This window comes from Pseudomonas sp. PVC-3-1 (assembly GCF_057444315.1).
In genome coordinates, this window is sequence record NZ_CM172023.1 from 2,149,947 (window position 1) to 2,173,027 (window position 23,081).

Sequence of the window (23,081 nt, forward strand, 5' to 3'; positions counted from 1 at the left end):
CACGGCTGCGGCGAAAAAAGGCGCCGTAGTATACCGCTGCGGCTGCTTGCCGCGCACCCGCCAGCGATCCGACCTTGGTCCCAGATGACCTCTGCGCTTGATAAGGGAGCCCACATTCCGATCGGCTAGGCACTGGGGCGCTTTGATAGTAGAGTGAAGGCCAGGTGCCATTACGGGACGGAGCCCCATGAGCACGCTGAAACCACCTCTGAAGCAGCACGCCTTACAAAAACTACTCATCAGGCGATTCGGCATGGCCCTCGGGACCTATGCCTTGGCGCTTCTGTTGTTGTGGTTGGCCGTGTTCGGCGAGTTCTACCGCGCGCCCGTCAGCTTTGCTCTGACCTGCACGATGCTGGTCGCGGGTAGCCAACTGGTTTTCGCCTGGCTGTTCCTCACCGGGCGCAACCAACGCTTCACCGACCCGAGCATGACCGAGCCGCAGGTGCTGGTGGCGGTGGCCTGGAACACCCTGTTCCTGGCCAACGTCGATACCGCGCGCGGCACGCTGATGGTGCTCTACGTGCTGATCCTGCTGTTCGGCGTATTCCAGTTGCAGCCCCGGGTATTCGCTCGCTGCGCCGCGCTGGCCTTCATTGCCTTCGCCGGCCTGAATCTTCACGAAGCCTTCCAGCAACGCCTGCAACTGCCAGCCCAGGCCGTCCTGCAACTGCTGGTGCTGTTCATCGTATTGACCTGGCTGAGCCTGTTCGCCGGCTACGTGCAGTCGCTGCGCCAACGCATGCGCCAGCGCCGCTATGCGCTGCAGGCGCACCAGGACACCCTGCGCGGCATGATGCGCCAGCTGGAAGACCTGGTCGCCACTGACGAACTCACCGGGCTGTTCAACCGTCGCCACTTCCTGCGCCTGGCTGGGCGCGCGCTGGAAGAAATGCGCGAAGGCCAACGCCACGGCCTGGCGCTGATCGACCTGGACCACTTCAAGCGCATCAACGATGTACACGGCCACGCCGCCGGTGACCGCGTGCTGCAGACCTTCGCTGCCGTGGCACGGGCCTGCCTGCGCGAGGGCGATGTGCTGGCGCGCTATGGCGGCGAGGAATTCGTCCTGCTGCTGCCCAACGCCGATGCCGACCGCCTGACCACCTGCTGCGAACGCCTGCGGATGGCCTATGCGGCCGCAGAGCCGGTGGGGGTGAACATTGAAACCCTGAGTCTGTCGGCGGGGATGACCCTGCTGGAGGCCAACGACGATCTCGACGAGGCCTTGCAACGGGCCGACCAGGCGCTCTACCGTGCGAAACGCAACGGACGTAACCGCTGCGATGCCGCATGGGAGTGGACGCGTGCCTGAAATACAGGCCGGATCGCAACGCTTTTCGGTAAGCCCCGGAGCCAACCTGCTCGATGCCCTGCGCGGGGCCGGCATCGCCGTGCCCTATAGCTGCCGGGCCGGCAGTTGCCACGCGTGCCTGGTGCGTTGCACCCAGGGCGAGGTCCGCGATGACTTGCCCGACGCGCTGGAATCCGCTCGTCGCGCCGAAGGCTGGCGCCTTTCCTGCCAGTGCCAGGTGATCGAAGACCTGGCAGTGGAAACCTTCGACCCGCAGCGCGACGGCCTGCCCGCCACGGTTGCCGAACTGGACTGGCCGGCGTCGGACGTCCTGCGCTTGCGCCTGGTTCCGCAGCGCCCTCTGCGCTACAGCGCCGGTCAGCACGTGGTCCTCTGGAGCGCCGAGGGCGTCGCACGACCGTACTCCCTGGCCAGCGTACCGGGACTCGATCCCTGGCTGGAGTTCCATATCGACTGTCGTGAACGCGGCGCCTTCGCCGATTTCGCCCGTGGCCTGAAGCTCGGCGATAGTGTTCGTCTGGGCGAGCTGCGAGGCGGTGCGCTGCACTACGACCCGGAATGGCATGAGCGACCGCTGCTGCTGATGGCCTCCGGCACCGGCCTGGCGCCGCTCTGGGGCGTGCTGCGCGAAGCGCTGCGGCAGCATCACAGCGGGCCGATCCGCGTCATTCACCAGGCCCATGACCACGCTGCTCATTACCTCGCCGAACCCTTGCAAACCCTGGCCGCCAGCCATCCCGAACTGGACGTGACATTGATGACCACGGCCGAGTCGGCCGAGGTTTTGGCGCAACTCCGGCTTGTTTCGCGGCGGACCCTCGTCTTACTCTGCGGCCATCCCGCCAGCGTCGATGCCTTCGCGCGCCGCCTCTACCTCTGCGGCGTGCCTCGCGGCCAGACGCTGGCCGACCTGTATCTGCCCCACGCCTGAGAGCCAGTTCAACACCTGCTGCGCGTCGGCATGACTGCGTTAGTTCGCGAGGTGTTGAACGGGCTCTGAAACGGTCTTCTCACATCAATAAGAACAAGGAATTGCCATGAGCGAACAGATTCTCCTCGAGCGCGAAGAGGGCTTGCTGACCCTGCGCCTGAACCGTCCGGACAAGATGAACGCGCTGACCCGCACGATGTATGCCGGTCTCGCCGATGCCCTGGAAGCGGCGCAGGAGGATCGTTCCGTGCGTGTGGTGCTGATCACCGGCAACGCCGAGTGCTTCACCAGCGGCAATGACATCGTCGACTTCCTCCAGGAGCCGCCGAGCGGCCCGGACAGTGCGGTGTTCCGCTTCATGCGCGCGCTGATGGAGTTCACCAAGCCGGTGGTCGCCGCCGTCGCTGGTCCGGCCGTGGGCATCGGCACCACCCTGCTGCTGCATTGCGACCAGGTGTTCATCGCCAAGGGCGCCAAGCTGAAGATGCCCTTCGTCAACCTGGGCCTGTGCCCTGAATTCGGTTCCAGCTTCCTGGTGCCGCGCCTGGTCGGCCCGGTGAAGGCTTCCAGCCTGTTGCTGCGCGGCGAAGGTTTTATCGGCGAGCAGGCCGTGGCCTACGGGATTGCCAATGAGGCACTGGAAGACGGAGCGGCTGCGCTGGAGCGTGCCCGCGAGGTCTGCCAAGCGTTCCAGCAACTGCCACCGGCTGCCGTGGCGCTGAGCAAGCGCCTGCTGAAAGCGCCTTTCATCGAGGAACTGCGCCGCGTGGTGGCGGAGGAGGGCCAGCACTTCGTGCAGCGCCTGCATTCGCCGGAAGCCCACGAAGCGCTGAGCGCCTTTACCCAGCGTCGCCAGCCGGACTTCTCGAAGTTCCTGTAAGCGCTGCCTGTCGGCGTACAACCGCGAACGGTTGTACGCCCTACGGATTGGCATCGGTGCCTTTGGTCAGGATGTTCGCGAGCAAGCTCGCTCCTACAGGGAACACCAACCGGCTCCCGATGGCGTAGGAGCGGACTTTGTCTGCGATAAGTCTGCATCACCCGGAAAGTTTGCCCACACAATCTGTGGAACGCGCTGTGGATAACCTCTGGTGCAACCGCTGCAGGCCAGGATCGGCGCGGGATAGCACAGGTAGAGCAAAGTTTGATCAGCCTGCTGAAGCCCCCGGCGGCCGATTTTTTTCGTAGGAGCGAGCTTGCTCGCGAACCGCGTGACGCCCGTGCTGCCGGGATATGGTTCGCGAGCAAGCTCGCTCCTACAGGTACCGCTCTTCCCCTTCAGCACAAATGAAAAAGCCGCCCTAAGGCGGCTTTTTCATTGGCAAGGCAGGATCACACCAGCAGATCACCCACGTGCAGCACCTTCATGGTGTTGGTGCCGCCCTGGGCGGTGTAGCTGTCGCCCTTGGTCAGGATCACCCAGTCACCCTTGGTCACCACGCCACGCTGCAGCAGCGCGTCGACGGCTTCCTGGCTGACACGCTCCGGCGGCAGGGCAGCCGGGTCGAAGGGGATGGTCTCCACGCCACGGAACAGCGCCACGCGGGCCTGGGTTTCGCGGTGCGGGGAGTAGGCGAAGATCGGTACCGAGGAACGGATGCGCGACATGATCAGCGGGGTGTAGCCGCTTTCGGTCAGGCAGATGATCGCCTTGATGCCCGGGAAGTGGTTGGCGGTGTACATGGCCGCCAGGGCGATGCTCTCGTCGCAGCGCTCGAAGGTCTGGCCGATACGGTGGCTGGACTTCTTGGTGGTCGGGTGCTTCTCGGCGCCGGCGCAGATGCGCGCCATGGCCTTGACCGCTTCCACCGGGTATTCGCCAGCGGCGGATTCGGCCGAGAGCATCACGGCGTCGGTGTAGTCGAGCACGGCGTTGGCCACGTCGGAGACTTCCGCGCGGGTCGGCATCGGGTTGTGGATCATCGACTCCATCATCTGGGTCGCAGTGATCACCGCCTTGTTGTAGCGGCGTGCGTGCAGAATGATCTTCTTCTGGATGCCTACCAGCTCGGCATCGCCGATTTCCACGCCGAGGTCGCCACGGGCCACCATCACGGCGTCACTGGCGCGGATCAGGCCGTCGAGTGCTTCGTCGTCGGCCACGGCTTCGGCGCGTTCGATCTTGGCCACCAGCCAGGCGGTGCCGCCGGCTTCGGTGAGCAGGCTGCGGGCGTATTCCATGTCCTTGGCGTCACGCGGGAAGGACACGGCGACGTAGTCCAGGTCCATGCTCGCGGCCAGCTTGATGTCGGCCTTGTCCTTCTCGGTCAGGGCCGGCGCGGTGAGGCCGCCGCCACGGCGGTTGATGCCCTTGTGGTCGGACAGCGGCCCGCCAATCAGCACTTCGCAGACCAATTCGTCCGCCTTCACTTCCTTGACCACCATGACCACACGGCCGTCGTCCAGCAGCAGCTCGTCGCCAATGCCGCAGTCCTTCACCAGGTCCGGGTAGTCGATGCCGACCACTTGCTGGTTGCCTTCGGTGCGCGGGTGGCTGGTGGAGAAGCGGAAGGTGTCGCCGACTGCCAGCTCGATGCGCTTGTTGGCGAACTTGGCGATGCGAATCTTCGGACCCTGCAGGTCGCCCAGCAGCGCTACGAAGCGACCGTGCTTGGCTGCGATGTCGCGCACCAGCTTGGCGCGGGCGCGGTGTTCGTCGGGAGTGCCGTGGGAGAAGTTCAGACGGGCGACGTCGATCCCGGCGAGGATCAGCTGTTCCAGGACTTCGGGGGAATTACTGGCTGGGCCGAGGGTGGCGACGATCTTGGTGCGGCGAAGGGACATGCGGGACTCCTAGGGGAAAGCAGCGGTCAGGCCGCCGCCGGAGCGGGTCCGGAGCGGCCAGGGCGCCATCTTACTCTCTTTCAGGTGACTCTTTCAGGTCGCTCTATCAGGGGCCCGGCCTGATCACCAGCAGATCACATTCGACGTCCTCGAAGACCCGCTCGGCGGTCTGACCGATCAGTGCGTTGTCGAGCTGTCCGCGGGCGACAGCGCCCATCAGCAGCAGGTCGATGCCGTGCTCCTTCACATAGCTGGGGATTACTTCCTCGGCGAAGCCCTGGCCCAGATGAGTACGTGCGCGGTCGATCTGTGGATAACCAGCCAGCAGGGCGTCGAAGGCTTTGCGGTGATGCGCTTCGGTACGCAGCACGTAGTTATCGTAGTCGGCCAGCAGTTCCGCGTTGAAGGCCAGGGTGTGCGGCAGTGCCATGTAGGCGTGCAGATAATGGTCATCCAGGTGCAGGCGCTGTCCCAGCTCGCGCGCCACCGTGATCAGCCGATGGTCCAGAGCGGCCGGGGTATCGCCGGCGTGCAGCGGATCGACGGCGGCGCACAGGTTCTTCCCGGCCCATTCGCCGTGCTGCACCAGCCACAGTGGCTGCGGGCAATGGCGAATCAGTTGCCAGTCGTTGTTGGTGAGGAACAGGCGCTTGAGCAGATTGTGGTGATGCGCGGACTTGAGTACCAGGTCGGGCGCGGACTGTTCGCAATGGAGCACGACCTGGTGGTGCAGGGATTTGCCCCAGCGTACCTGGCAGTGCACGTCGATACCGGCCTCGCGTAGCGGAGCAGCCAGTTGCTGAAGCCAGGCCAGGCGCTCGTCCAGCAGGTTGCGCTGGGCGGTGTCGAGGTCGCCGCGTTCCAGCAGCAGGGCGTTGTCCAGCGCCGGGTTGTACTCGCAGGCCAGCAGCTCCAGGCGCGCGCCGCAGCGCTGGGCGATCCAGCGGGCGCGGGTCAGGGCGGGCTGGTCGTTGCGGGTCGGGTCGATGATGACGAGCAGGTGCTGCAGCTTCATGGCGGAGTCCTCGCGCGCTCTGTGCTCATTGCAGAGCAAGCGTAGACACTGGCGCCGGCCACGCGCCTTGACGTGGCTCAGCGGTGCGCGCGGGTTTGGCCGTCAGCTGCGCGGCGAGGTCTGGTTCAGCGCGCGGTCCAGGTGACGGGCGCCTTTCTCGGCCAGTTCGCCATTGGGGAATTCGGCGATCTGGCGGCGCAGGTAGGCGATGGCCTTCTCGCGGTCCGGGTGCGGGTTGTCCGGCGCCATGTACATCAGTCCCAGCTGGTACAGCGCCTTTTCGCGGATGTCCGCCGGGATGGCCGGATCGTTGGCGCCCAGCAGGTAGAGCTGTGCGGCTTCGTCCACGCGGCCCTTGAGCACGGCGCGGCGCGACAGCAGGGTCATGTCGGGGTCGAGGGTCGGCTTGTTCAGGTCCAGGTTGTACTGTGGCTGCCAGTCGGCCAGCAACTGCTTGGCGGACTTCTGCACCGGCTCCTTGGCGCGCTGGCGGATGACCAGTTCGCGGGCGTCGGCGTGTTCGGCAGCCTTGGTGCCGGGGAATTCGCGGTCGATGCGCTGGAAGTAGTCCATCGCCTTCTGATCGTCGCGCTGGTCGTTGTAGCGGCTCATGTAGATCAGGCCGATCTGGTACAGCGCAATGGCGCGCACCTCCGGGCCGTAGCGGGTGTTGTCGTAGCCGGTGAGGTAGAGCTGCTCGGCCTCGCTGCTCTTGCCATCGCGGATGGCCTGGGCGCTGTAGGTGAGCAGGTCGCCTTCTTCCTCCACGGCGGCGGTCATGCGTTTGTTCTTGAGTTGCTTGTACTCGGCCACTTCGCCGGTGGTGATCTGGGCAACGAACAACGGCGTGGTCGGGGCGCAGGCGGCAAGCCAGGGCAGCAGCACGGCGAACGGCAGAACGTAGGCGAAACGCATGGCAGCTCCTTTGCGCCGGGGCGAAGTCCACGTGAGTCTAGTGGCGGGCTACAGTACGGCCAAGACGGGCCGATACACTTCCCAACGGAGGATATGCCCATGCGAACCCTTTTCCTCGCGCTGCTGGCGCTGAGTGTTACCGGCTGCACCAGTTGGTCGATGAACTATCACCTGAACAATGCCTACCGCGCGTACAAGAACGGCGACTGCCAGCGTGTGCAGTTGGAGCTCTCGGAGACCGAGCGCAAGGCCCGCGCGCGGCCGTGGATCCAGCCGGAAATCTCCATGCTGCGCGGCCAGTGCCTGGAGCGCGAGAAGTTCTACGTCGACGCAGCGCAGACCTACCAGTTCATCGTCGCTCGCTATCCCACCAGTGAGTATGCTTACCGGGCCAAGGCACGCCTGGAAACGCTGCGTTTGAATGGCCGCCTGCCCAACGATCTGCGTCTCGATCCGCCCGCACCTTGACCGACGCCTGACCGACGGTCGCGGGCCGACTTGAGCGCCGCCCATAGCTGGCTAATCTCTTGAGTGCTTCATGCAAGGAGGTACGAATGCGCGCCCTGTGGCTCTGCGCCTGGTGTTTCCCCCTGCTGGCTTCGGCGGACATCTACCGCTGGACCGACGCTCAGGGAAAGGTGCACTTCAGCGAAACACCACCGCCCGGGGCGCAACGTGTCGAGGTCAAGCCGCAGGTCGTCGAGCGTGACGCGGCGACCCGCGAGCGGGAAGAACGTACCCGCCGCTTCTACGACGCGCGTCGAGATGAAAGCGCTGCCGCCCAGAGCCAGGCGGCGGAGCAGCAGGCCAAGCTGGACCAGCAGTGCGAGAAGTGGCGCCATGATCTGGAATCGCTCAGTCATGGCGGGCGTTACTTCTCGCAGGACAGCAGTGGTGAAAGGACTTACTACAGCGATGCACAGCTCGACGCCGCTCGTCAGGCGCTTAGCGCACGGCTGGCGGAAGGTTGTCGTTAGGACTGGCCCTGCCGGGGCGGCATCGTCATACTGGACGATATTTCATAGCGAAACGCCATTATGCGTCATCAACGACATATCGAGCGCCATCAGCTGCCCTACTACCTGAAGGTGTTCAACAGCATCACCGACAAACCGATGGGCTACCTGGGCAACGTGTCGCTGGATGGGCTGCTGCTGATCAGCCAGTTGCCGATGCTGGTGGGTGGCCGCTTCGAAATGCGCCTGAAGATCCCCGGCCATGACGGCAAGCTGCAACTGATCGAGTTCGCCGCCACCTGCCAGTGGTGCCGCGAGGACGTCAATCCAGGCAACTACGATTCCGGCTTCAGCCTGGTGTCGCCGCCGATGGAGTACGTCGAGCTGGTCGATGCGCTGCGCCGTTATTTCAGTTTTCGCCGGCAGGTGGAGTCGGTCTGAAGCGCAGGACGCGCTGACCGATCTGCACGGTGTGGGGCGCCAGGGAGTTGGCGTCCGGTTGTGGCGCTCGGATAGAACCTGTTCAGAATCTCGCCGAGCGCATTGCGGGTAGCGCAGGCCGATTACGGACAGGCTCTACAGCGCGCCAGCTTTCTTCCAGCCTAGATAACGGCTGATCAGTTCCGGCCCCAGCTGGCTCGGCCGCGTGTCGAGCACCGGCACGCCATGGGCCGCCAGCTTCTCGTGCAGGCCCGCGCGGGCGTTCAGGTAATCCACCGCGCCGCAGTACGCCAGCGCTTCCTCGAAGCCCTCCACCGGTGCCTGCCGCAGGCGGTCCAGCACCTCCTCGCGCAGGCTCGCGACCAGCACGCGGTGCTGGCGCCCGAGGCGTTTCACCGCGGCCACCAGTTCTTCGTCATCCTCGTCGCGCAGGTTGGTCACGATCACCACCAGCGCGCGGCGGCGCTGGCGCGTCAGCACCGCCTGCACGGCGGCTGGGAAGTCCGCCGGGCGCTGGCTGCTGCGCAGGTCGTAGACGCTGTTGAGCAGAGCGGTGAGCTGGGCGCTGCCCTTGGCCGGCGGCAGGTGGCGCGGTTGGTCGCCGGCGAAGGTCATCAGGCCCACGGCGTCGCCCTGGCGCAGGGCGACGTAGGCCAGCAGCAGGCTGGCGTTGAGGGCGTGGTCGAAGTGCGAGAGATCGCCGTCATGGCTACGCATGCGCCGACCGCAGTCGAGCAGGAAGAGGATCTGCTGGTCGCGCTCGTCCTGGTATTCGCGGGCGATGGGCGTGCGCTTGCGCGCTGTGGCCTTCCAGTCGATCTGCCGCAGGGTGTCGCCGTCGCGGAATTCGCGCAGCTGGTGGAAGTCCAGCCCGAGACCACGACGTTGCCCGGCGCGTACGCCGATGCGGTTGAGCCAGTGGTCAACGGCCATCAGTTCGGCGCCATACAGGCGGGCGAAGTCCGGGTAGACGCGGGTTTCGTCGCGCTGCTCCAGGTAGCGGCGGCCCTTCCACAGGCGCAACGGGCTGGACAGCTCGATTTCGCAGCGCTGGAAGACGAAGTGCCCACGGGACAGCGGGCGCACGCGATACCCCAGCTCGGTCTGCTCGCCTGGGTGCAGCTCCACGGTCTGCGGCAAATATTCGAACTCCATGCCGGCGGGCAGGTGGTCGAACACGGTGACGCGTTGCGACTGGGCGTAGCGGTGATGGAATTGCAGACGCACTTCGCTCCAGCGGCCCAGTGGCAGGTTGCCGCTGAGCTGGCGCCGCAGCTCGGGCGATGGCGTGCGGCGCAGCCAGAGGGCATCGGCCAGGGCCAGCAGGACCAGCGCACAGAGCGCGCCCCACCAGAGACGGCCGAGCAGCGCCGAGCCCGAGTCCAGCGCCTCGGCCGCGCCCAGGGCGATGGCAATCGACAGCAGGACTGCGAGCAGCGCGAGGAGCGCGCGCGATGGCTTCATACGCGCGGCGCCGGTACCTGGTCGAGCAGCTGTTGCAGCACCTGGTCCACCGACAGACCTTCGATCTCCAGCTCCGGCGACAGGCGCACACGGTGGCGCAGCACGGCCAGGGCGCTGCCTTTGACATCGTCCGGAATCACGAAGTCGCCGCTGCGCAGCAGGGCACGGGCACGGGCGCAACGCACCAGGGCGATGGACGCGCGGGGACCTGCGCCCAGCGCCAGGCCCGGCCAGTTGCGGGTGGTGCGGGCGATGCGCACGGCATAGTCGAGCACCTGGTCATCGATGGGCAGGTCGGCGGCGATCTTCTGCAGGGCCAGCACGTCCTTGTCCTTGAGCAGGGCGCGCATCGGCGCCACGTCGAGCATGTCGCTGCGCGCCGAGCGGGTGACCTGGCGCACCAGGGTCTGTTCCTCGGCCTCCAGCGGATAGTCGATGCGCAGCTTGAGCATGAAGCGGTCGAGTTCGGCTTCGGGCAGCGGGTAGGTGCCTTCCTGCTCGATGGGGTTCTGCGTGGCCAGCACCATGAACGGTTGTGGCACCGGCAAGGCGCGGCCTTCGAGAGTGACCTGGCGCTCCTGCATCACTTCCAGCAACGCGGCCTGGGTTTTGGCCGGTGCACGGTTGATCTCGTCGGCCAGCAGCAGGTGGGTGAACACCGGGCCCTTGCGCAGCTTGAACTGCTCGGTGGCCAGGTCGTACACGGCGTGGCCGGTGACGTCGCTGGGCATCAGGTCGGGGGTGAACTGGATGCGCGCGAAGCCCCCGTCGAAGCAGCGGGCGAGGGCGCGCACCAGCAGCGTCTTGCCCAGGCCGGGAACGCCTTCGATGAGCACGTGGCCGCCGGCAAGCAGGGCGGTGAGCACGTCGTCGATCACGGCCTGCTGGCCGATCAGGGCCTTCTGCAATTCGTGGCGCAGCGCCTGGGCCAGCTGGCTGGCGCGCTGGCGCTGGGCGGCGGCATTGGGGGCGGTGGTGCTGGACGGTTCAGGCGTCTGTTCGCTCATAGGGCATTCCTGAGGCTTTGCAGGTGCGCGACCTGGCGGGTGAATTCGGCGACGGCCATGCGCTGTTGCGGATAGGGGCGCATGGCCTGGCTGATGGCGCTGGCCGACATGCGCGTCATGCGGCCCAGAGCTTGCCATTGTTCGGCGACCGGCAGGCGGTCGAAGCCGGGCTGGCGCTGCCGCGCCCGGCGCATCACGTCACGTTGCAGCCCCTGCAGCAGGGCGAGCTGGCCGCGCTGGCGGAGGGTGAAGTCGGCGCCGGCGCGCAGGTGTTCCTCCAGTTGCCGGCGGCTGCGGTCTGGGTTGGGTTGCAGCGGGCCCTGGCGCAGGCCGTTGCGCCAGAGCACCAGCACCAGCAGCAGGACGGCGGCCAGCAGCGCCTGCGGGAAATAGCGCATCAGCAGGGTAATCAGGCTGGTGCCATCGGCGCGATAGACCAGGGTGACGGCGCTGTCCTGGGTCAGGTACCACAGCAGCCAGGCGTTGTCGTAGGAATCGAGCTCGGCGTTCTGCCAGATCCAGTTGTCGGTGAGCACGGTGATCAGCCCCTGGCCCTGCTGCAGTTGCAACAGATGGGTGGCGTCGGCGCTGTTGGCCCAGGCGTAGGCTAGGTTCTTCGAGTCGAACAGGTGGTAGTCGGTGTCGAAACCGAAGTAGGCCGGGGCCTTCTCGTTTTCCAGGTAGAGCTTGGTCAGGTCCGGGTAGGGATCGGCCTCTGCGGCGACGTTGTCGCTGGCGCTGGAGGCCTGGTCCGGGTGTTCTTCTTCCACTTCCGGTTTGGCAGTGTCGTCCTGCGCCTGCTCTTGGGACGCATCTGCCGATTTCTCGTCGGCCGGCGCGGATTTCTCATCCTCCTTGTCCTTCAGATCGGAGGTGAGGAATTGCTGCACGCCCAGTTGATCCAGCAGCGCGTCGCCGCTCTTGCCTTCGTCTTCGTCCCACAGGCTTTCGGCGGTGACGATGAGGTGGCCGCCGCGGTTGGCCCAGGCCAGCAGGCGGGCGTTCTGGGGCGGCGTGACGTTCTCGCGGGTGCCCAGCAGGATCAGGGTCTGGCCCTTGCTCGGCAGCTGGTCCAGCACCTCCATGCCGCGGGCGGTGGTGACGCGGATGCCGCGGCCGCGCAGGTACATTTCCGCAGCGAGATAGGGATTGGCGCGGGCTTCGGGCGAGGCGCCGTGCTCGACCGTCTCGGTGTAGGGCTCGAGGTTGCGATACAGGTAATAGCCGATACCGCCGAACACCAGCAGGACGAGCACCACCAGCAGGGCGAGGTTGCCGCGCTTCATGCCCGCACCTCGTTGCCGAACAGGTGGCGCCATTCGCTGCACAGCTGCTGCTTGAGTTCAGCATGTGGCGCGCGATGGCCATAGGCGAGCGCCTGCCACTGCTGGGTCAGGCTGCGGGCGAAGTTATCCAGCGGCGGGTCATTGAGGTCGGCTACGCGCACCAGGACTTCGCCTTCGGTGGTCGATTCGCGCAGCGGCACGCGGAAGTCATGCAGCAGGCGGCTGAGCAGGGCGCGGTAGAGCAGGCCGAGCGCGGCGCGGGGCTGTTCGTCCCACAGGCGTTCGGCTTCGCTGGCGACGTCGCTGGGCAGGGTTTCCGGCGCCAGATCGAGCCCGAACAGCACGCTGGGGGCTTCGCGGCGCGGCGCCTGCGGCAGGCCGATGCGCCCGACGAACAGTCGCAGCCATTCGCGGTAGCGCCAGATGACCAGGGCGATGACGGTGAACAGAATCCCCCAGAGCAGCACTTCGATGCCTTGCGCGGCGAACTTGAAGGCCTTCCAGTTTTCCAGTGCCTCGAAGAAGCTCTTCAGCCGCTTGGCCTCGTCCGGGTCGGCCTGCTTCGGGTCTTTCCTGTCTTCATGCAGACGCCAGCGGGTGACCTTCTCGCTGTTCTTGAAGGGCGGCGCGGTGAGGATTTTTTCCGCAGCGCTGCGCGAGTCTTCGCTGTTGAGTTTCTGTTGGGTGAGCCGCGCGCCCTGTGGGCCGTCGGGGTTCTGGTCGGGCAGCGGGCAACTGTGGCTGACGCCACTGGGCGTTGTGGCGCCGGCTGCCAGCGCGTCATTGGCCGGCAGCAACGCGAGGGCGCCGGCCACGACCAGCAGCAGGGCGTAGGCGCTGCCGATCAGGCGCTGGCGCAGGCGGCGGAACACCAGCTCGATGTCCCAGGCTTCCAGCTCGGTGCGGCGGTTGAGGTAGAGGGTGAAGCCGCAGGCGACGTACACCGGCTCCCAGACGATCAGCAGCAGCGCGTAGATCAGGTTGCTGACGTGCTCCAGCCACGCCCAGTCGCCCTGCGCCACGCTGATCAGCGACTGCCATTTCCAGTCGTCCACCCACTGCTGCGGCAGCATCAGGTACATCAGCGCGGAAAATCCCAGCCAGAGTGCCAGTTCGAAATGCATGCCGACGATGGTCAGCCAGGTAGCGCCGCCGGCATTGCGCTGGCCGAGCACCACCAGGCGCTGGCTGCGCGCCTGGCCCTTGAGCCCTTCGAGTTGCAGTACCGGCAGGTCGAAGCTGCGCGTCGGGCTAAGGCGGCGCCAGAGCAGGCTGGGCAGCAATTGCGACTTGAGCAGGCCGGGAAAGGCCCGCAGTGCTTCCTTGAGCGTCGGCGTATCGCCGAACAGCGAGCGCGACAGGATGTACAGCGGCAGGCGTTCGAAGGCGGGCTTGAGCCACCAGAAGATCAGCACTGCCCAGCTGGAGTAGTTCCACAGCAGCACGGAAAGCAGCACGAACACCGGCAGGGTGACGATCGCCCAGCTGGCCATCAGCACGCCAGCGTGGCGCCGCGCGAGCAGGATGCCCAGGTCCAGCGCCTCCCAGGCACTGCGCGGACGGATGGCGACGCTGGCATCAGTCAGGCGCATGACGACCCCGTCCGGCAAACAGGAAATAGCCGCCCACCAGCAGCCACAGGCAGGCGCCGACAATGTACTTCACGGTCGCCGAGAACTGCGTCATGGACGACCAGTAGCCCTCGACGAAGGCGGCGATCAGCAGCATCAAGATCACCCCGCCGATCAGCTGCACGGCGCGGCTGGCGGCTTGGCGCAGGGCTTCCAGGCGGCTCAGGCGGCCGGGGGAGAGCAGCGCCCAGCCGAGCTTGAGGCCAGCGGCACCGGCGAAGGTGATGGCAGTCAGTTCGAAGGCGCCGTGACCGATGACGAAGGACCAGAAGGTCTCGATGTAGCCGACCTGGGTCAGGTGGCCGGCTACCGTGCCGATCACCACGCCGTTGAACAGCAGGAAGAACAGGGTGCCGACGCAGAAAAGCAGGCCGCTGGCGAAGGTCTGAAAGGCGATGCCGATGTTGTTCATGATGTAGTGGCCGAACATCTGCCAGTCATCGCCAGCGTCGCGCGTGCTCATGGGCCCCAGGCGCGTGGTGTCCGGCGAGTACATCGATTCCATCTCGGAAACCCGTTCCGGCGCCATGACGCTGTAGACCAGGTCGGGGAAGTGGTAGACCAGTACGCCCATCAGCATCAGGCTGCCGTAGAACAGCAGGCTGGCGATGGCGATGCAGCGCCATTCCTCGCGCACCAGGCGCGGGAAGCCGGCGACCAGGAACCCGAGGATGCGGGCGCCCAGGTGGCTACGGTGACGGTAGAACTGCTGGTGGCCGCGCATGGCGAGTTGCTGCAACTGGTCGATCAGGTGGCTGCTGTAGCCGCGCTCCTGGGCCAGGGCAAGCTGCTGGCAGATGCGTCGGTAATCGGCGGCAAACTCCTCGGGCTTCTCGCTCGGTTCCTGGCGCTTGCCGTTTTCCAGTTGCTCCAGGCGCTTGGCGAAGCGCTTCCAGCTGCCCTGGTGGCGTTGTTCAAAGAAGGCCTGCTTCATGGATGGGCCGTCCCGTTGCCGAGCAGGCCGCTGGCGATGCGGTTCAGGCGTGCCTCCGCCTGTTCCGGCGTGATGCCCAGTGGTTGCGCAAGGATGCCGGCCAGCTCCTCTCTGCGCGCGGCCGAAAGTTGCGTGCCGCGTTCGGCGAAGCTCATCAGGGCGCGTTGTTCTTCCAGGCTCAAGGGCCACGGGGCGAGCTCGGGCGTGGTCTCCGGCACCTGCGGGCGGCTCGGCGGTGGATCGCGATAGATCACCAGGGTGCCGGCGGCCAGATCTCCCAGGCGCTTGAACCCGGAATTGGACAGGCAACTGAGCAGCCCGAGCGTGTAGGCGAACGGCAGGATATCGGCAAAGCGCAGCAGGTTGCGCAGCAGCGACGCTGACCAGCCGATCGGCGTGCCATCGTCGTGCACCACCCGCAGGCCCATCATCTGCTTGCCGGGCGAGCGACCCTGGTTGAGCACCTCGAACAGCACCATGTACCACCAGGTCATGATGAAGGTCAGGATCAGCCCCAGCCCGGTGCCCAGTTCGCCCAGGAAAGCCAGCAGCATGAACAGCGCCACCATCAGCAGAACGCGGATGCCCAGGTCGATCAGGTAGGCGAGGGCGCGGGGAACAACGCCGGCGGGACGCAGCAGCAGGTCGATGCCTTCCGGGGTCTCCACGTGGTAGCGGGTATCCAGGACGGGCGCGTGGGAGGACGCTGGGAACGAAAGGTCTGCTGGGCTCAAGGGAAACCGCTGTCGATAACGTAGGTGCCAGATGCTAGCCAGCGCGGTGCGGCGAGGCAACCGCGCTGGCGGGCACAGGCTGATTTGATCAGTTGGCCGGCGGCAATACGCCAAAAATGGTGCGATACAGCACACCGACGCTGATGACCATCAGCGGCAGCGTCCAGATCACGCCGATGCCCAGTGGGATCATGCTGACCAGCATGATCAGGCCGAGCACCAGGAACAGGCCGAAAACCTTGAACCAGTGCTGGGAAATGGCTTTGCGCGAGGCTTCCAGCGCCTGCCAGGGGCTCAGCTTGCGCTCCACCACCAGCGGGATCGCCAGGATGTAGGCCATGCTCAGGTAGATACCCGGCAGTACCAGCAGCAACAAGCCAATGTAGATCAGCACGGTCATCAGCAGACCGGTGATCAGCAGCGGCACGAACTGGCCGAAGTGGCTGAACATCTCGTTGAAGGAGATCGGCTGGTCGGCGGCGCGGCGAATACCGAGCATGTTGATGCCGGCCATGAAGGGATAGCCCACCGTGCCGGCGAGGATGCCGACGACCATCTGCAGGACGACCGCGGTGCCGCTGGGTTCGGCGCCGGATGCTGCGTAGCCCACGCCGAGGATCAGGCCCAGCACGAAGCTGATGGCCTGGACCACCACCATGTAGATGATGAAGCCGACGAAGATCAGGCCCTTGGCACCGCTGACGCGCTGCCAGGCCTCCTTGATCAGGTCCGTGATGGAGAAGTCGTAGCCGCGGGCCAGGGCGTCCTCGATGCTCGGCACGGTGCCGCTGGCAATCGGGTCCTGCAGGACACTGGCGGGTGGCGCGAAGGGGTTGGGAGAACTATCGGTGCTCATTTGAATGCTCCACAGGCGTTGTGTTGGGCGCCGGAGTTTGACGGGGCAGGCTAATGCCGGTCGTAGGAACGCTTCTTTAATAATTCGCGGAAATTTCTGTACTACCACTTGCTGAAGGCGGCGCACTTGGCCGCCTCCGGGGCGTCGTCACGCGTTGACGGGCAGTACGCCGAAAATGATGCGGTAGAGCACACCGATGGCGACGATCAGCCACGGCATCACCCAGATCAGCGCGATACCCAGGGTCAGGGTGCTGAGCATGAACAGCAGGCCGAACACCAGCAGCAGGCCGAAGACCTTGAACCAGTGCTGGGTAATGGCCTTGCGTGAGACCTCCATTGCCGCCCAGGGCGACAGGCCGCGCTCGACCACCAACGGGATGGCGAGCATGTAGGCGATGCTCAGGTAGATGCCCGGCAGCACGAAGAGGAAGTAGCCGATGAAGATCATGATGGTGCTCAGCAGCACGCAGACCACCACCTGGAAGGTGCGGCCGAAGTGGCTGAAGACCTCGTTGAAGCGCAACGGCTGATCGGCCGCGCGGCGGATGCCGAGCATGTTCACGCCTGCCAGCAGGGGGTAGCAAACGGCCGTGGCGATGAAGCTCAGGACAATGGAGCCGATGAAGAACGCGACCAGCGCGCCGACCGCCATGCCGCCGGCGGCTTCGCTGTCACCGAGCAGGCCCATGCCGGCAATCCCGGCGACACCGACCACGGTGAGGAACAGGCTGAGCACATTGACGAGGGCGAAGATTGCCGCATAGAAGACCACGAAGCCGCCGATGATCAGGCCCTTGGTGCCTTTCGTGCGGCGCCAGGACTCGCCCAGCAATTCGTTGATGCTGAAGTTGTAGCCGCGGCTCAGTGCCTCGGCGACGGAGGGCACGGCGCCCTGGGCTGCGCCCGGTTCGAGGTTGCTCAGCGGAGCGCTGTAGGGATTTTGTGCAGCGATGTCTTGCATGAGGAAAGTCCTTTCCAATGGGGTGTCCTTGCGACGTCCATCATAAAGGTGGGGGCTGGCGAGGTGCCAGCGAGGCGTTTTGGAAGTGTGGCCGGCCGCACTGTTAGACTGCGACGCACTCGCTTGCAGGCAAGGAAAAACAATGAACGCCAGCATCTTCTGGTACGACTACGAAACCACCGGCATCGACCCGCGCCGTGACCGTCCGCTGCAGGTGGCCGGCATTCGCACGGACGAGGACCTCAACGAGATCGGCGAATCGCTGAACCTCTATTGCCGCCCCAGCGACGATATCCTTCCGCACCCGGCTGCCTGCCTGGTCACCGGTATCACGCCGGATCGCCTGGAAGAGCGCGGTCTGGGCGAGGCCGAGTTCATGACTCGCCTGCACGCCGAACTGGCGCAGCCGGGCACTTGTGTCGCGGGTTACAACAGCCTGCGCTTCGATGACGAGGTGACGCGCTACAGCCTGTACCGCAACTTCTTCGACCCCTACGCGCGCGAGTGGCAGGGCGGTAACAGCCGCTGGGACCTGATCGACATGGTGCGCACCGCCTACGCCCTGCGGCCCGAAGGCATCGTCTGGCCCGAACAGGACGGCGTCGTCAGCCTCAAGTTGGAGCGCCTGACCGCGGCCAACGGTATCGATCATGGGCAGGCCCACGATGCGCTGTCCGACGTGCGCGCCACCATCGCCCTGGCGCGACTGGTGCGAGACCGCCAGCCCAAACTCTACGATTACCTCTATCGCCTGCGCGGCAAGCAGGGCGTGCTGGACCAGGTACGTGTACTGCAGCCGATGGTGCACATCTCCGGCATGTTCTCCGGTGCGCGGCACTATCTGTCCGTGGTGCTGCCGCTGGGCTGGCATCCGCGTAACCGCAACGCGTTGATCGTCTGTGACCTGGGCGCCGATGTTTCGCCGTTGCTGGAGCTGGATGCGGAAACCCTGCGCAAGCGCCTCTACACGCGTCGTGACGAACTGGCCGAGGGCGAGCTGCCGGTTCCGCTGAAGCTGCTGCACATCAACAAATGCCCGGTGGTGGCGCCGCTGTCCGTGCTGCGCTCGCAGGATCGCGAACGCATCGGCCTGGACCTCGACGCCTGCCTGGCGGCGGCCCGGATGCTGACCGAGGCGAAAGCGAGCTGGCAGGACAAACTCGCGCCCTTGTATGCCGAGGAAAGTTTCGCTGGCAGTGAAGATCCGGAGCAGCAGTTGTATGACGGATTTATCGGAGACCGTGATCGCCGATTGTGCGAGCAGGTGCGTCAGGCTGATCCGACGCGGCTGGCGAAAGAACAATGGCCGTTCGACGATGCGCGACTTCCCGAACTTCTCTTCCGTTATCGTGCACGCAATTTCCCGGAAACTTTGAGTGCCACGGAACAGCAACAATGGCAGGACTTCTGCCGCGCGCGCCTGAGTCAGGCCGAGTGCGGCGCGCCCAATACTCTGGACAACTTTGCTGCGGCAATGAGCGAACAGCTGCTCAATGCCACGCCGGCCGGTCGTTTGGTACTGCAAGAGTGGGATAAGTATGCGCAGGTGTTGCGCGCGCGCTATAGCCTGTAGCGCTTCACACTTTTCTGCGGGCAATAAAAAACGCCAGCGCAAGGCTGGCGTTTTTCATCCGTGCAAGGCTTAGCCCAGCAGTGTGGCCCAGCCTTCAACGGCCTCGGCGCCCCACTTGGCTTTCCACTCCTTGAGGGTCTTGTGGTTGCCGCCCTTGGTTTCGATGACTTCGCCAGTGTGCGGGTTCTTGTATTGCTTGACCTTGCGAGCGCGCTTGCTCACGGTAGCTTTTGCGGTGCGCGGCGATTTGCTCAGCTTCGCGTCCGGATCAAGCAGGGCGATGACATCACGCAGGGACTTGCCATAGCTGGCCATCAGCGCGCGAAGTTTCTCTTCGAACTCAAGCTCTTTCTTCAGCTTGTCGTCCTGCTCCAGGGATTTCAGGCGCTCCTGAAGTTCCTTGATGGCTTCTTCGGTAGCGCGGTACTCGTTGATCAGCGACATGTTGGGTACCTTGTTCTGGGTCCAGCGGTGGCGGATAGTTTGTAGCAGACATAATAGTCAGCGAAGTTGTGCAAGTAAATGCTTGGGAAAAGTTTTGTCGGTAATTGTCGACTTATTTAAATAATTTATTCGCCGGTAATTAATCGATGCACTCGCAATGCACCGAACTGGCTCTCGTCGGCGTACCGCGGCAATGGCTGATCTTTTCCCCCGCAGCCGCTAGAATGGCGGCCTTCGCGATGTATCTGGAGTACACCCATGCGCACTTTCCGACTGGTGATCGCCTGCCCCGACGGGGTTGGCATCGTCGCCAAGGTGAGTAATTTCCTGGCCACTTACAACGGCTGGATCACCGAGGCCAGTCACCATTCCGACAACGACAACGGCTGGTTCTTCATGCGGCATGAGATTCGTGCCGACTCGCTGCCGTTCGATATCGACGGTTTCCGCCAGGCTTTCGCTCCGATTGCCCGCGAGTTCTCCATGGAGTGGCGTATCACCGACTCCTCGGTGAAGAAGCGCGTCGTGCTGATGGCGAGCCGCGAGTCGCACTGCCTGGCCGACCTGCTGCACCGCTGGCACAGCAGCGAGCTGGACTGCGAAATCCCCTGCGTGATTGCCAACCACGATGACCTGCGCAGCATGGTGGAATGGCACGGTATTCCGTACTTCCACGTTCCGGTGGACCCGAAGAACAAGCAGCCGGCCTTCGAGCAGGTGTCGCGCCTGATCGACGAACACCAGGCCGACAACGTGGTGCTGGCGCGCTACATGCAAATCCTGCCGCCGGACTTGTGCCAGAAGTATCGCCACCAGGTGATCAACATCCACCACAGCTTCCTGCCGTCCTTCGTCGGCGCCAAGCCATACCATCAGGCTTCGCTGCGCGGTGTGAAGCTGATCGGTGCGACCTGTCACTACGTGACCGAAGAACTGGACGCCGGCCCGATCATCGAGCAGGACGTGGTGCGCATCAGTCACCGCGATAACATCGAAGACCTGGTGCGCCTGGGCAAGGACGTGGAGAAGCTGGTGCTGGCCCGCGGCCTGCGCTACCACCTGGAAGACCGCGTGCTGGTGCACGACAACAAGACCGTGGTGTTCGACTGATCCACCCCGGCTCGTTCGCTACACTGGGTACTCCGCATGCTCCCGTCGCCAGACTTGGCGGCGGGCGCTGCGCTTGAAGGAGATGCCGCCATGAGCGACCCGAAGAACCCCGGCACCGCCACCCCGCCGCCCACCCTGGGCGAAGGCTGTACCAGCCGCTACGATCCCGACGCGTTGAGCGACGAGGACGGCACCGAGTTTCCCGGCGCCGCCGAGCTCTGGGATTCGCTCAATCCTGAGCAGAACGAAGACAAGCCCACCAGCGACTGATCCTCAGGCGCTTTCCCGCAGCCCCATGAGCTTGCGCAGCAGCGGCCGGCCCGCCATCAGGGCGAACACCGGCGCGCCCATCACCAGGTAGAAGTAGTAGGTCACCACGCGCCAGATCAGGATGGCCGCGGCCGCCGTGGACTTGCCCACCAGCGGGGCGAGCAGCGCGGCGCTGGTCAGCTCGGTGCCGCCGGCGCCGCCGGGCAGCAGCGTGGCGAGGCCCGCCGCCAGCGACAGCAGCTGGATCAGGAAGGCCCAGGCCCAGTGCAGGTCCACCCCCAGCGCCTTCAAGGTGATGTAGAGCACCGAGAAGCGCAGGATCCAGTGGCAGCAGGTGAAGAAGAAGATCAGCAGCAGGCGGCGCTTGGGCTGGCGCAGGCAGCTCACCAGTGTGTCGCGGAAGTGCAGGCATTTGCGTGCCCAGTGCAGGCGCGTGCGCGGTTTCATCCCCAGGCGTCTGAACAGCCGGCCGTTGGCCCTGATCACCCTGCGCTGAAAGCGCGCCAGCAGCACCACCCCGAAGAAGATTCCGCCCAGCAGCACGCCGCTGGTGATCAGCGACGTCTCCAGGTTCGGGCTGACGCTGTGGGACAGCGCCCAGACCAGCACCGCCGCCAGCGCGCAGAGGAAGAACAGCAGGTCGCTCAACTGGTCCACGGCGAAAATCGCGCTACTGTGCGCGGGGCGCATGCCGTGGCGGGCCAACAGGGCCATCAGGGTCAGCGGCCCGCCGGTACCGCCGGGCGTGGCGTAGAAGGCGAACTCCGAGGCCATGATGATGCCCACCGAGCGCGCCTTGCCGATCTCGCCGGCGCGGCCGTTGAGCAGCACGCGCAGTTTTTGCGCGTTGATCAGCCAGCACAGGCAGATCATGCCGAACATGATCAGCAGCTTGTCGAGGGGGAAGGCCAGGACGTGGTCGAGCATCTCCCGGCCGCCCAGAGCCAGGGGGATCAGCGAGGCGCCGATCAGACCAAGCAGCAGCCACGCGGCGCGGCTCACGGGCGCACCTTCGGTGACTGGAAAGGCGAGGGCGAGGCGAAGCGGATAACCAGAGCCTCCTGTGGGAATCGAACTGTCATGCTGAGTGGACCGTGATCGGCATGTGGCGTTCGCCCAACTTTTCGTGGGTAGGGCGCCGCCGTCGGGCGGCGCCGCTGCCTCACTCGGCGGGCTTCTCGTCGGCGCCTTGTTCCAGCGCCTTGTTCTCCCAACCTTCCTCACCCGGCAGGATGAGGTTGAGCAGGATGGCGACGATGGCGCACAGGGCGATGCCCTTCAGGCCGAAATCGTCCGGGCCGGTGCCGGTGCCGATCAGCACGCCGCCGATGCCGAACACCAGGGTGACCGAAACGATGCACAGGTTGCGCGCCTGGGACAGATCAACCTTGTGGCGGATCAGGGTGTTCATGCCCACCGAGGCGATGGTGCCGAACAGCAGGCAGAGGATGCCCCCCATGACCGGCACCGGAATACTCTGCAGGATGGCGCCGAACTTGCCGACGAAGGCCAGGCTGATGGCGAAAATCGCCGCCCAGGTCATGATCTTCGGGTTGTAGTTCTTGGTCAGCATCACCGCGCCGGTCACTTCCGCGTAGGTCGTGTTCGGGGGCCCGCCGAACAGGCCGGCGGTGGAGGTGGCGATGCCGTCGCCCAGCAGGGTGCGGTGCAGGCCCGGTGTCTTCAGGTAGTTCTTGCCGGTCACGCCGCCCACGGCAATGACGCCACCGATGTGCTCGATGGCCGGAGCCAGCGCCACCGGGACGATGAACAGGATCGCCTGCCAGTTGAATTCCGGCGCGGTGAACTTCGGCAGCTCCAGCCAGGGCGCGGCGACAATCTTGGCGACATCGACGACGCCGAAGGCGAACGCCAGGCCGTAGCCCACCAGCACACCGGCGATGATCGGTACCAGGCGCAGCATGCCCTTGCCGAACACCGCAACGATCAGCGTGGTCAGCAGTGCCGGCATGGAGATGAACATGGCGGTCTTGTAGGGGATCAGCTCGGTACCGTCACCGGCCTTGCCCATCGCCATGTTGGCGGCGATCGGCGCCATGGCCAGGCCGATGGAGATGATCACGGGGCCGATCACCACCGGCGGCAGCAGGCGGTCGATGAACCCGGTGCCCTTGATCCTCACCGCCAGGCCCAGGAAGGTGTAGACGAAGCCCGCCGCCACCACGCCGCCCATGGTTGCCGCCAGGCCGAACTGGCCTTTGGCAAGGATGATCGGGGTGATGAAGGCGAAGCTCGACGCCAGGAACACCGGTACCTGGCGGCCGGTGACGAGCTGGAACATCAGGGTGCCGAAGCCGGCGGTGAACAGTGCAACGTTCGGGTCCAGGCCCGTGATCAGCGGCATCAGCACCAGCGCGCCGAAGGCTACGAAAAGCATCTGCGCGCCAGAAATGATCTGACGCCACAGAGGTTCGTTGAATTCATCGGCCAT

The 23,081-nt window shown here is 65.3% G+C and carries 23 protein-coding genes; 9 read left to right on the plus strand and 14 right to left on the minus strand.

Translation table 11 applies throughout. The annotated features are described in order from the left end of the window. Positions 1–187 precede the first annotated feature (187 nt). The 3 genes from AC2T4A_RS09950 (at position 188) to AC2T4A_RS09960 (ending at position 3,126) form a co-directional block, all read left to right on the plus strand. The gene (locus AC2T4A_RS09950) at positions 188–1,315 is read left to right on the plus strand and encodes a GGDEF domain-containing protein (RefSeq protein ID WP_486743202.1); all 1,128 of its coding nucleotides are present in this window, start codon (positions 188–190) and stop codon (positions 1,313–1,315) included. Further along, positions 1,308–2,246, plus strand: a complete 939-nt coding sequence (locus tag AC2T4A_RS09955; RefSeq protein WP_486743203.1) for an iron-sulfur-binding ferredoxin reductase — start codon at positions 1,308–1,310, stop codon at positions 2,244–2,246. The genes AC2T4A_RS09950 and AC2T4A_RS09955 overlap by 8 nt, the downstream gene beginning before the upstream one ends. Before the next feature lie 106 nt (positions 2,247–2,352). Beyond that, the gene (locus AC2T4A_RS09960; protein WP_486743204.1) at positions 2,353–3,126 is read left to right on the plus strand and encodes an enoyl-CoA hydratase-related protein; all 774 of its coding nucleotides are present in this window, start codon (positions 2,353–2,355) and stop codon (positions 3,124–3,126) included. A gap of 452 nt (positions 3,127–3,578) precedes the next feature. On the opposite strand, the gene pyk is transcribed toward AC2T4A_RS09960, so the two are convergent. The 3 genes from pyk to AC2T4A_RS09975 all read right to left on the minus strand — a co-directional run bounded on the left by pyk (position 3,579) and on the right by AC2T4A_RS09975 (position 6,960). Next, positions 3,579–5,030: a pyruvate kinase gene (gene pyk / locus AC2T4A_RS09965; RefSeq protein WP_478377868.1), complete on the minus strand. Its 1,452-nt coding sequence runs from the start codon at positions 5,028–5,030 to the stop codon at positions 3,579–3,581. A 106-nt stretch (positions 5,031–5,136) separates the two neighbouring features. Further along, positions 5,137–6,045: a universal stress protein gene (locus AC2T4A_RS09970; RefSeq protein WP_486743205.1), complete on the minus strand. Its 909-nt coding sequence runs from the start codon at positions 6,043–6,045 to the stop codon at positions 5,137–5,139. 102 nt (positions 6,046–6,147) lie between these two features. Next, positions 6,148–6,960 (minus strand): outer membrane protein assembly factor BamD, encoded by an 813-nt coding sequence (locus tag AC2T4A_RS09975; RefSeq protein WP_416744788.1) that lies wholly within the window; start codon positions 6,958–6,960, stop codon positions 6,148–6,150. Between the two features lie 99 nt (positions 6,961–7,059). On the opposite strand from AC2T4A_RS09975, the gene AC2T4A_RS09980 reads away from it, so the two are divergent. The 3 genes from AC2T4A_RS09980 (at position 7,060) to AC2T4A_RS09990 (ending at position 8,357) form a co-directional block, all read left to right on the plus strand. Beyond that, positions 7,060–7,428 (plus strand): tetratricopeptide repeat protein, encoded by a 369-nt coding sequence (locus AC2T4A_RS09980; RefSeq protein ID WP_416744787.1) that lies wholly within the window; start codon positions 7,060–7,062, stop codon positions 7,426–7,428. An 86-nt stretch (positions 7,429–7,514) separates the two neighbouring features. Further along, positions 7,515–7,937: a DUF4124 domain-containing protein gene (locus tag AC2T4A_RS09985; protein ID WP_416744786.1), complete on the plus strand. Its 423-nt coding sequence runs from the start codon at positions 7,515–7,517 to the stop codon at positions 7,935–7,937. Positions 7,938–7,997: 60 nt separating this feature from the next. Next, positions 7,998–8,357: a PilZ domain-containing protein gene (locus tag AC2T4A_RS09990; protein ID WP_138522220.1), complete on the plus strand. Its 360-nt coding sequence runs from the start codon at positions 7,998–8,000 to the stop codon at positions 8,355–8,357. 135 nt (positions 8,358–8,492) lie between these two features. Here AC2T4A_RS09990 and AC2T4A_RS09995 read toward each other — a convergent pair whose 3' ends face one another. From AC2T4A_RS09995 to AC2T4A_RS10030, 8 genes are all read right to left on the minus strand, one after another. Further along, positions 8,493–9,821, minus strand: coding sequence for a DUF58 domain-containing protein (locus AC2T4A_RS09995; protein ID WP_416744785.1), 1,329 nt, complete (start codon positions 9,819–9,821; stop codon positions 8,493–8,495). Beyond that, positions 9,818–10,828 (minus strand): AAA family ATPase, encoded by a 1,011-nt coding sequence (locus AC2T4A_RS10000; protein ID WP_038803565.1) that lies wholly within the window; start codon positions 10,826–10,828, stop codon positions 9,818–9,820. The genes AC2T4A_RS09995 and AC2T4A_RS10000 overlap by 4 nt, the downstream gene beginning before the upstream one ends. Continuing rightward, entirely contained in the window at positions 10,825–12,114 is a 1,290-nt protein-coding gene (locus tag AC2T4A_RS10005) for a DUF4350 domain-containing protein (RefSeq protein WP_486743206.1), read from the minus strand. The genes AC2T4A_RS10000 and AC2T4A_RS10005 overlap by 4 nt, the downstream gene beginning before the upstream one ends. Next, entirely contained in the window at positions 12,111–13,706 is a 1,596-nt protein-coding gene (locus AC2T4A_RS10010) for a DUF4129 domain-containing protein (protein WP_486743207.1), read from the minus strand. The genes AC2T4A_RS10005 and AC2T4A_RS10010 overlap by 4 nt, the downstream gene beginning before the upstream one ends. After that, positions 13,693–14,679, minus strand: a complete 987-nt coding sequence (locus tag AC2T4A_RS10015; RefSeq protein WP_416744781.1) for a stage II sporulation protein M — start codon at positions 14,677–14,679, stop codon at positions 13,693–13,695. Before AC2T4A_RS10015 ends, AC2T4A_RS10010 begins: the two co-directional genes overlap by 14 nt. Continuing rightward, positions 14,676–15,365: an RDD family protein gene (locus AC2T4A_RS10020; RefSeq protein WP_416744961.1), complete on the minus strand. Its 690-nt coding sequence runs from the start codon at positions 15,363–15,365 to the stop codon at positions 14,676–14,678. The genes AC2T4A_RS10015 and AC2T4A_RS10020 overlap by 4 nt, the downstream gene beginning before the upstream one ends. Positions 15,366–15,501: 136 nt before the next feature. Further along, positions 15,502–16,269 (minus strand): hypothetical protein, encoded by a 768-nt coding sequence (locus AC2T4A_RS10025; RefSeq protein ID WP_416744780.1) that lies wholly within the window; start codon positions 16,267–16,269, stop codon positions 15,502–15,504. Positions 16,270–16,416: 147 nt separating this feature from the next. Continuing rightward, complete coding sequence (locus tag AC2T4A_RS10030) at positions 16,417–17,232, minus strand: hypothetical protein (RefSeq protein ID WP_478377864.1); 816 nt, start codon at positions 17,230–17,232, stop codon at positions 16,417–16,419. A gap of 142 nt (positions 17,233–17,374) precedes the next feature. Between AC2T4A_RS10030 and sbcB the strand changes: the two genes are divergently transcribed. Beyond that, entirely contained in the window at positions 17,375–18,805 is a 1,431-nt protein-coding gene (gene sbcB / locus AC2T4A_RS10035) for an exodeoxyribonuclease I (protein WP_416744778.1), read from the plus strand. 69 nt (positions 18,806–18,874) lie between these two features. Here the strand turns inward: sbcB and mvaT are convergent, their stop codons facing one another. Then, entirely contained in the window at positions 18,875–19,249 is a 375-nt protein-coding gene (gene mvaT, locus AC2T4A_RS10040) for a histone-like nucleoid-structuring protein MvaT (RefSeq protein WP_416744777.1), read from the minus strand. A 258-nt stretch (positions 19,250–19,507) separates the two neighbouring features. Here mvaT and purU point away from each other — a divergent pair, with 258 nt between their 5' ends. Together purU and AC2T4A_RS10050 are read left to right on the plus strand one after the other, a co-directional pair. Then, entirely contained in the window at positions 19,508–20,359 is an 852-nt protein-coding gene (purU, locus tag AC2T4A_RS10045; RefSeq protein WP_486743208.1) for a formyltetrahydrofolate deformylase, read from the plus strand. Between the two features lie 90 nt (positions 20,360–20,449). Then, positions 20,450–20,629, plus strand: coding sequence for a hypothetical protein (locus AC2T4A_RS10050; protein WP_416744776.1), 180 nt, complete (start codon positions 20,450–20,452; stop codon positions 20,627–20,629). A gap of 3 nt (positions 20,630–20,632) precedes the next feature. Here AC2T4A_RS10050 and gpgF read toward each other — a convergent pair whose 3' ends face one another. Further along, positions 20,633–21,631: a glucosaminyl phosphatidylglycerol flippase gene (gene gpgF / locus AC2T4A_RS10055; protein ID WP_478377863.1), complete on the minus strand. Its 999-nt coding sequence runs from the start codon at positions 21,629–21,631 to the stop codon at positions 20,633–20,635. A gap of 160 nt (positions 21,632–21,791) precedes the next feature. Continuing rightward, positions 21,792–23,081 (minus strand): uracil-xanthine permease family protein, encoded by a 1,290-nt coding sequence (locus AC2T4A_RS10060; protein ID WP_486743209.1) that lies wholly within the window; start codon positions 23,079–23,081, stop codon positions 21,792–21,794.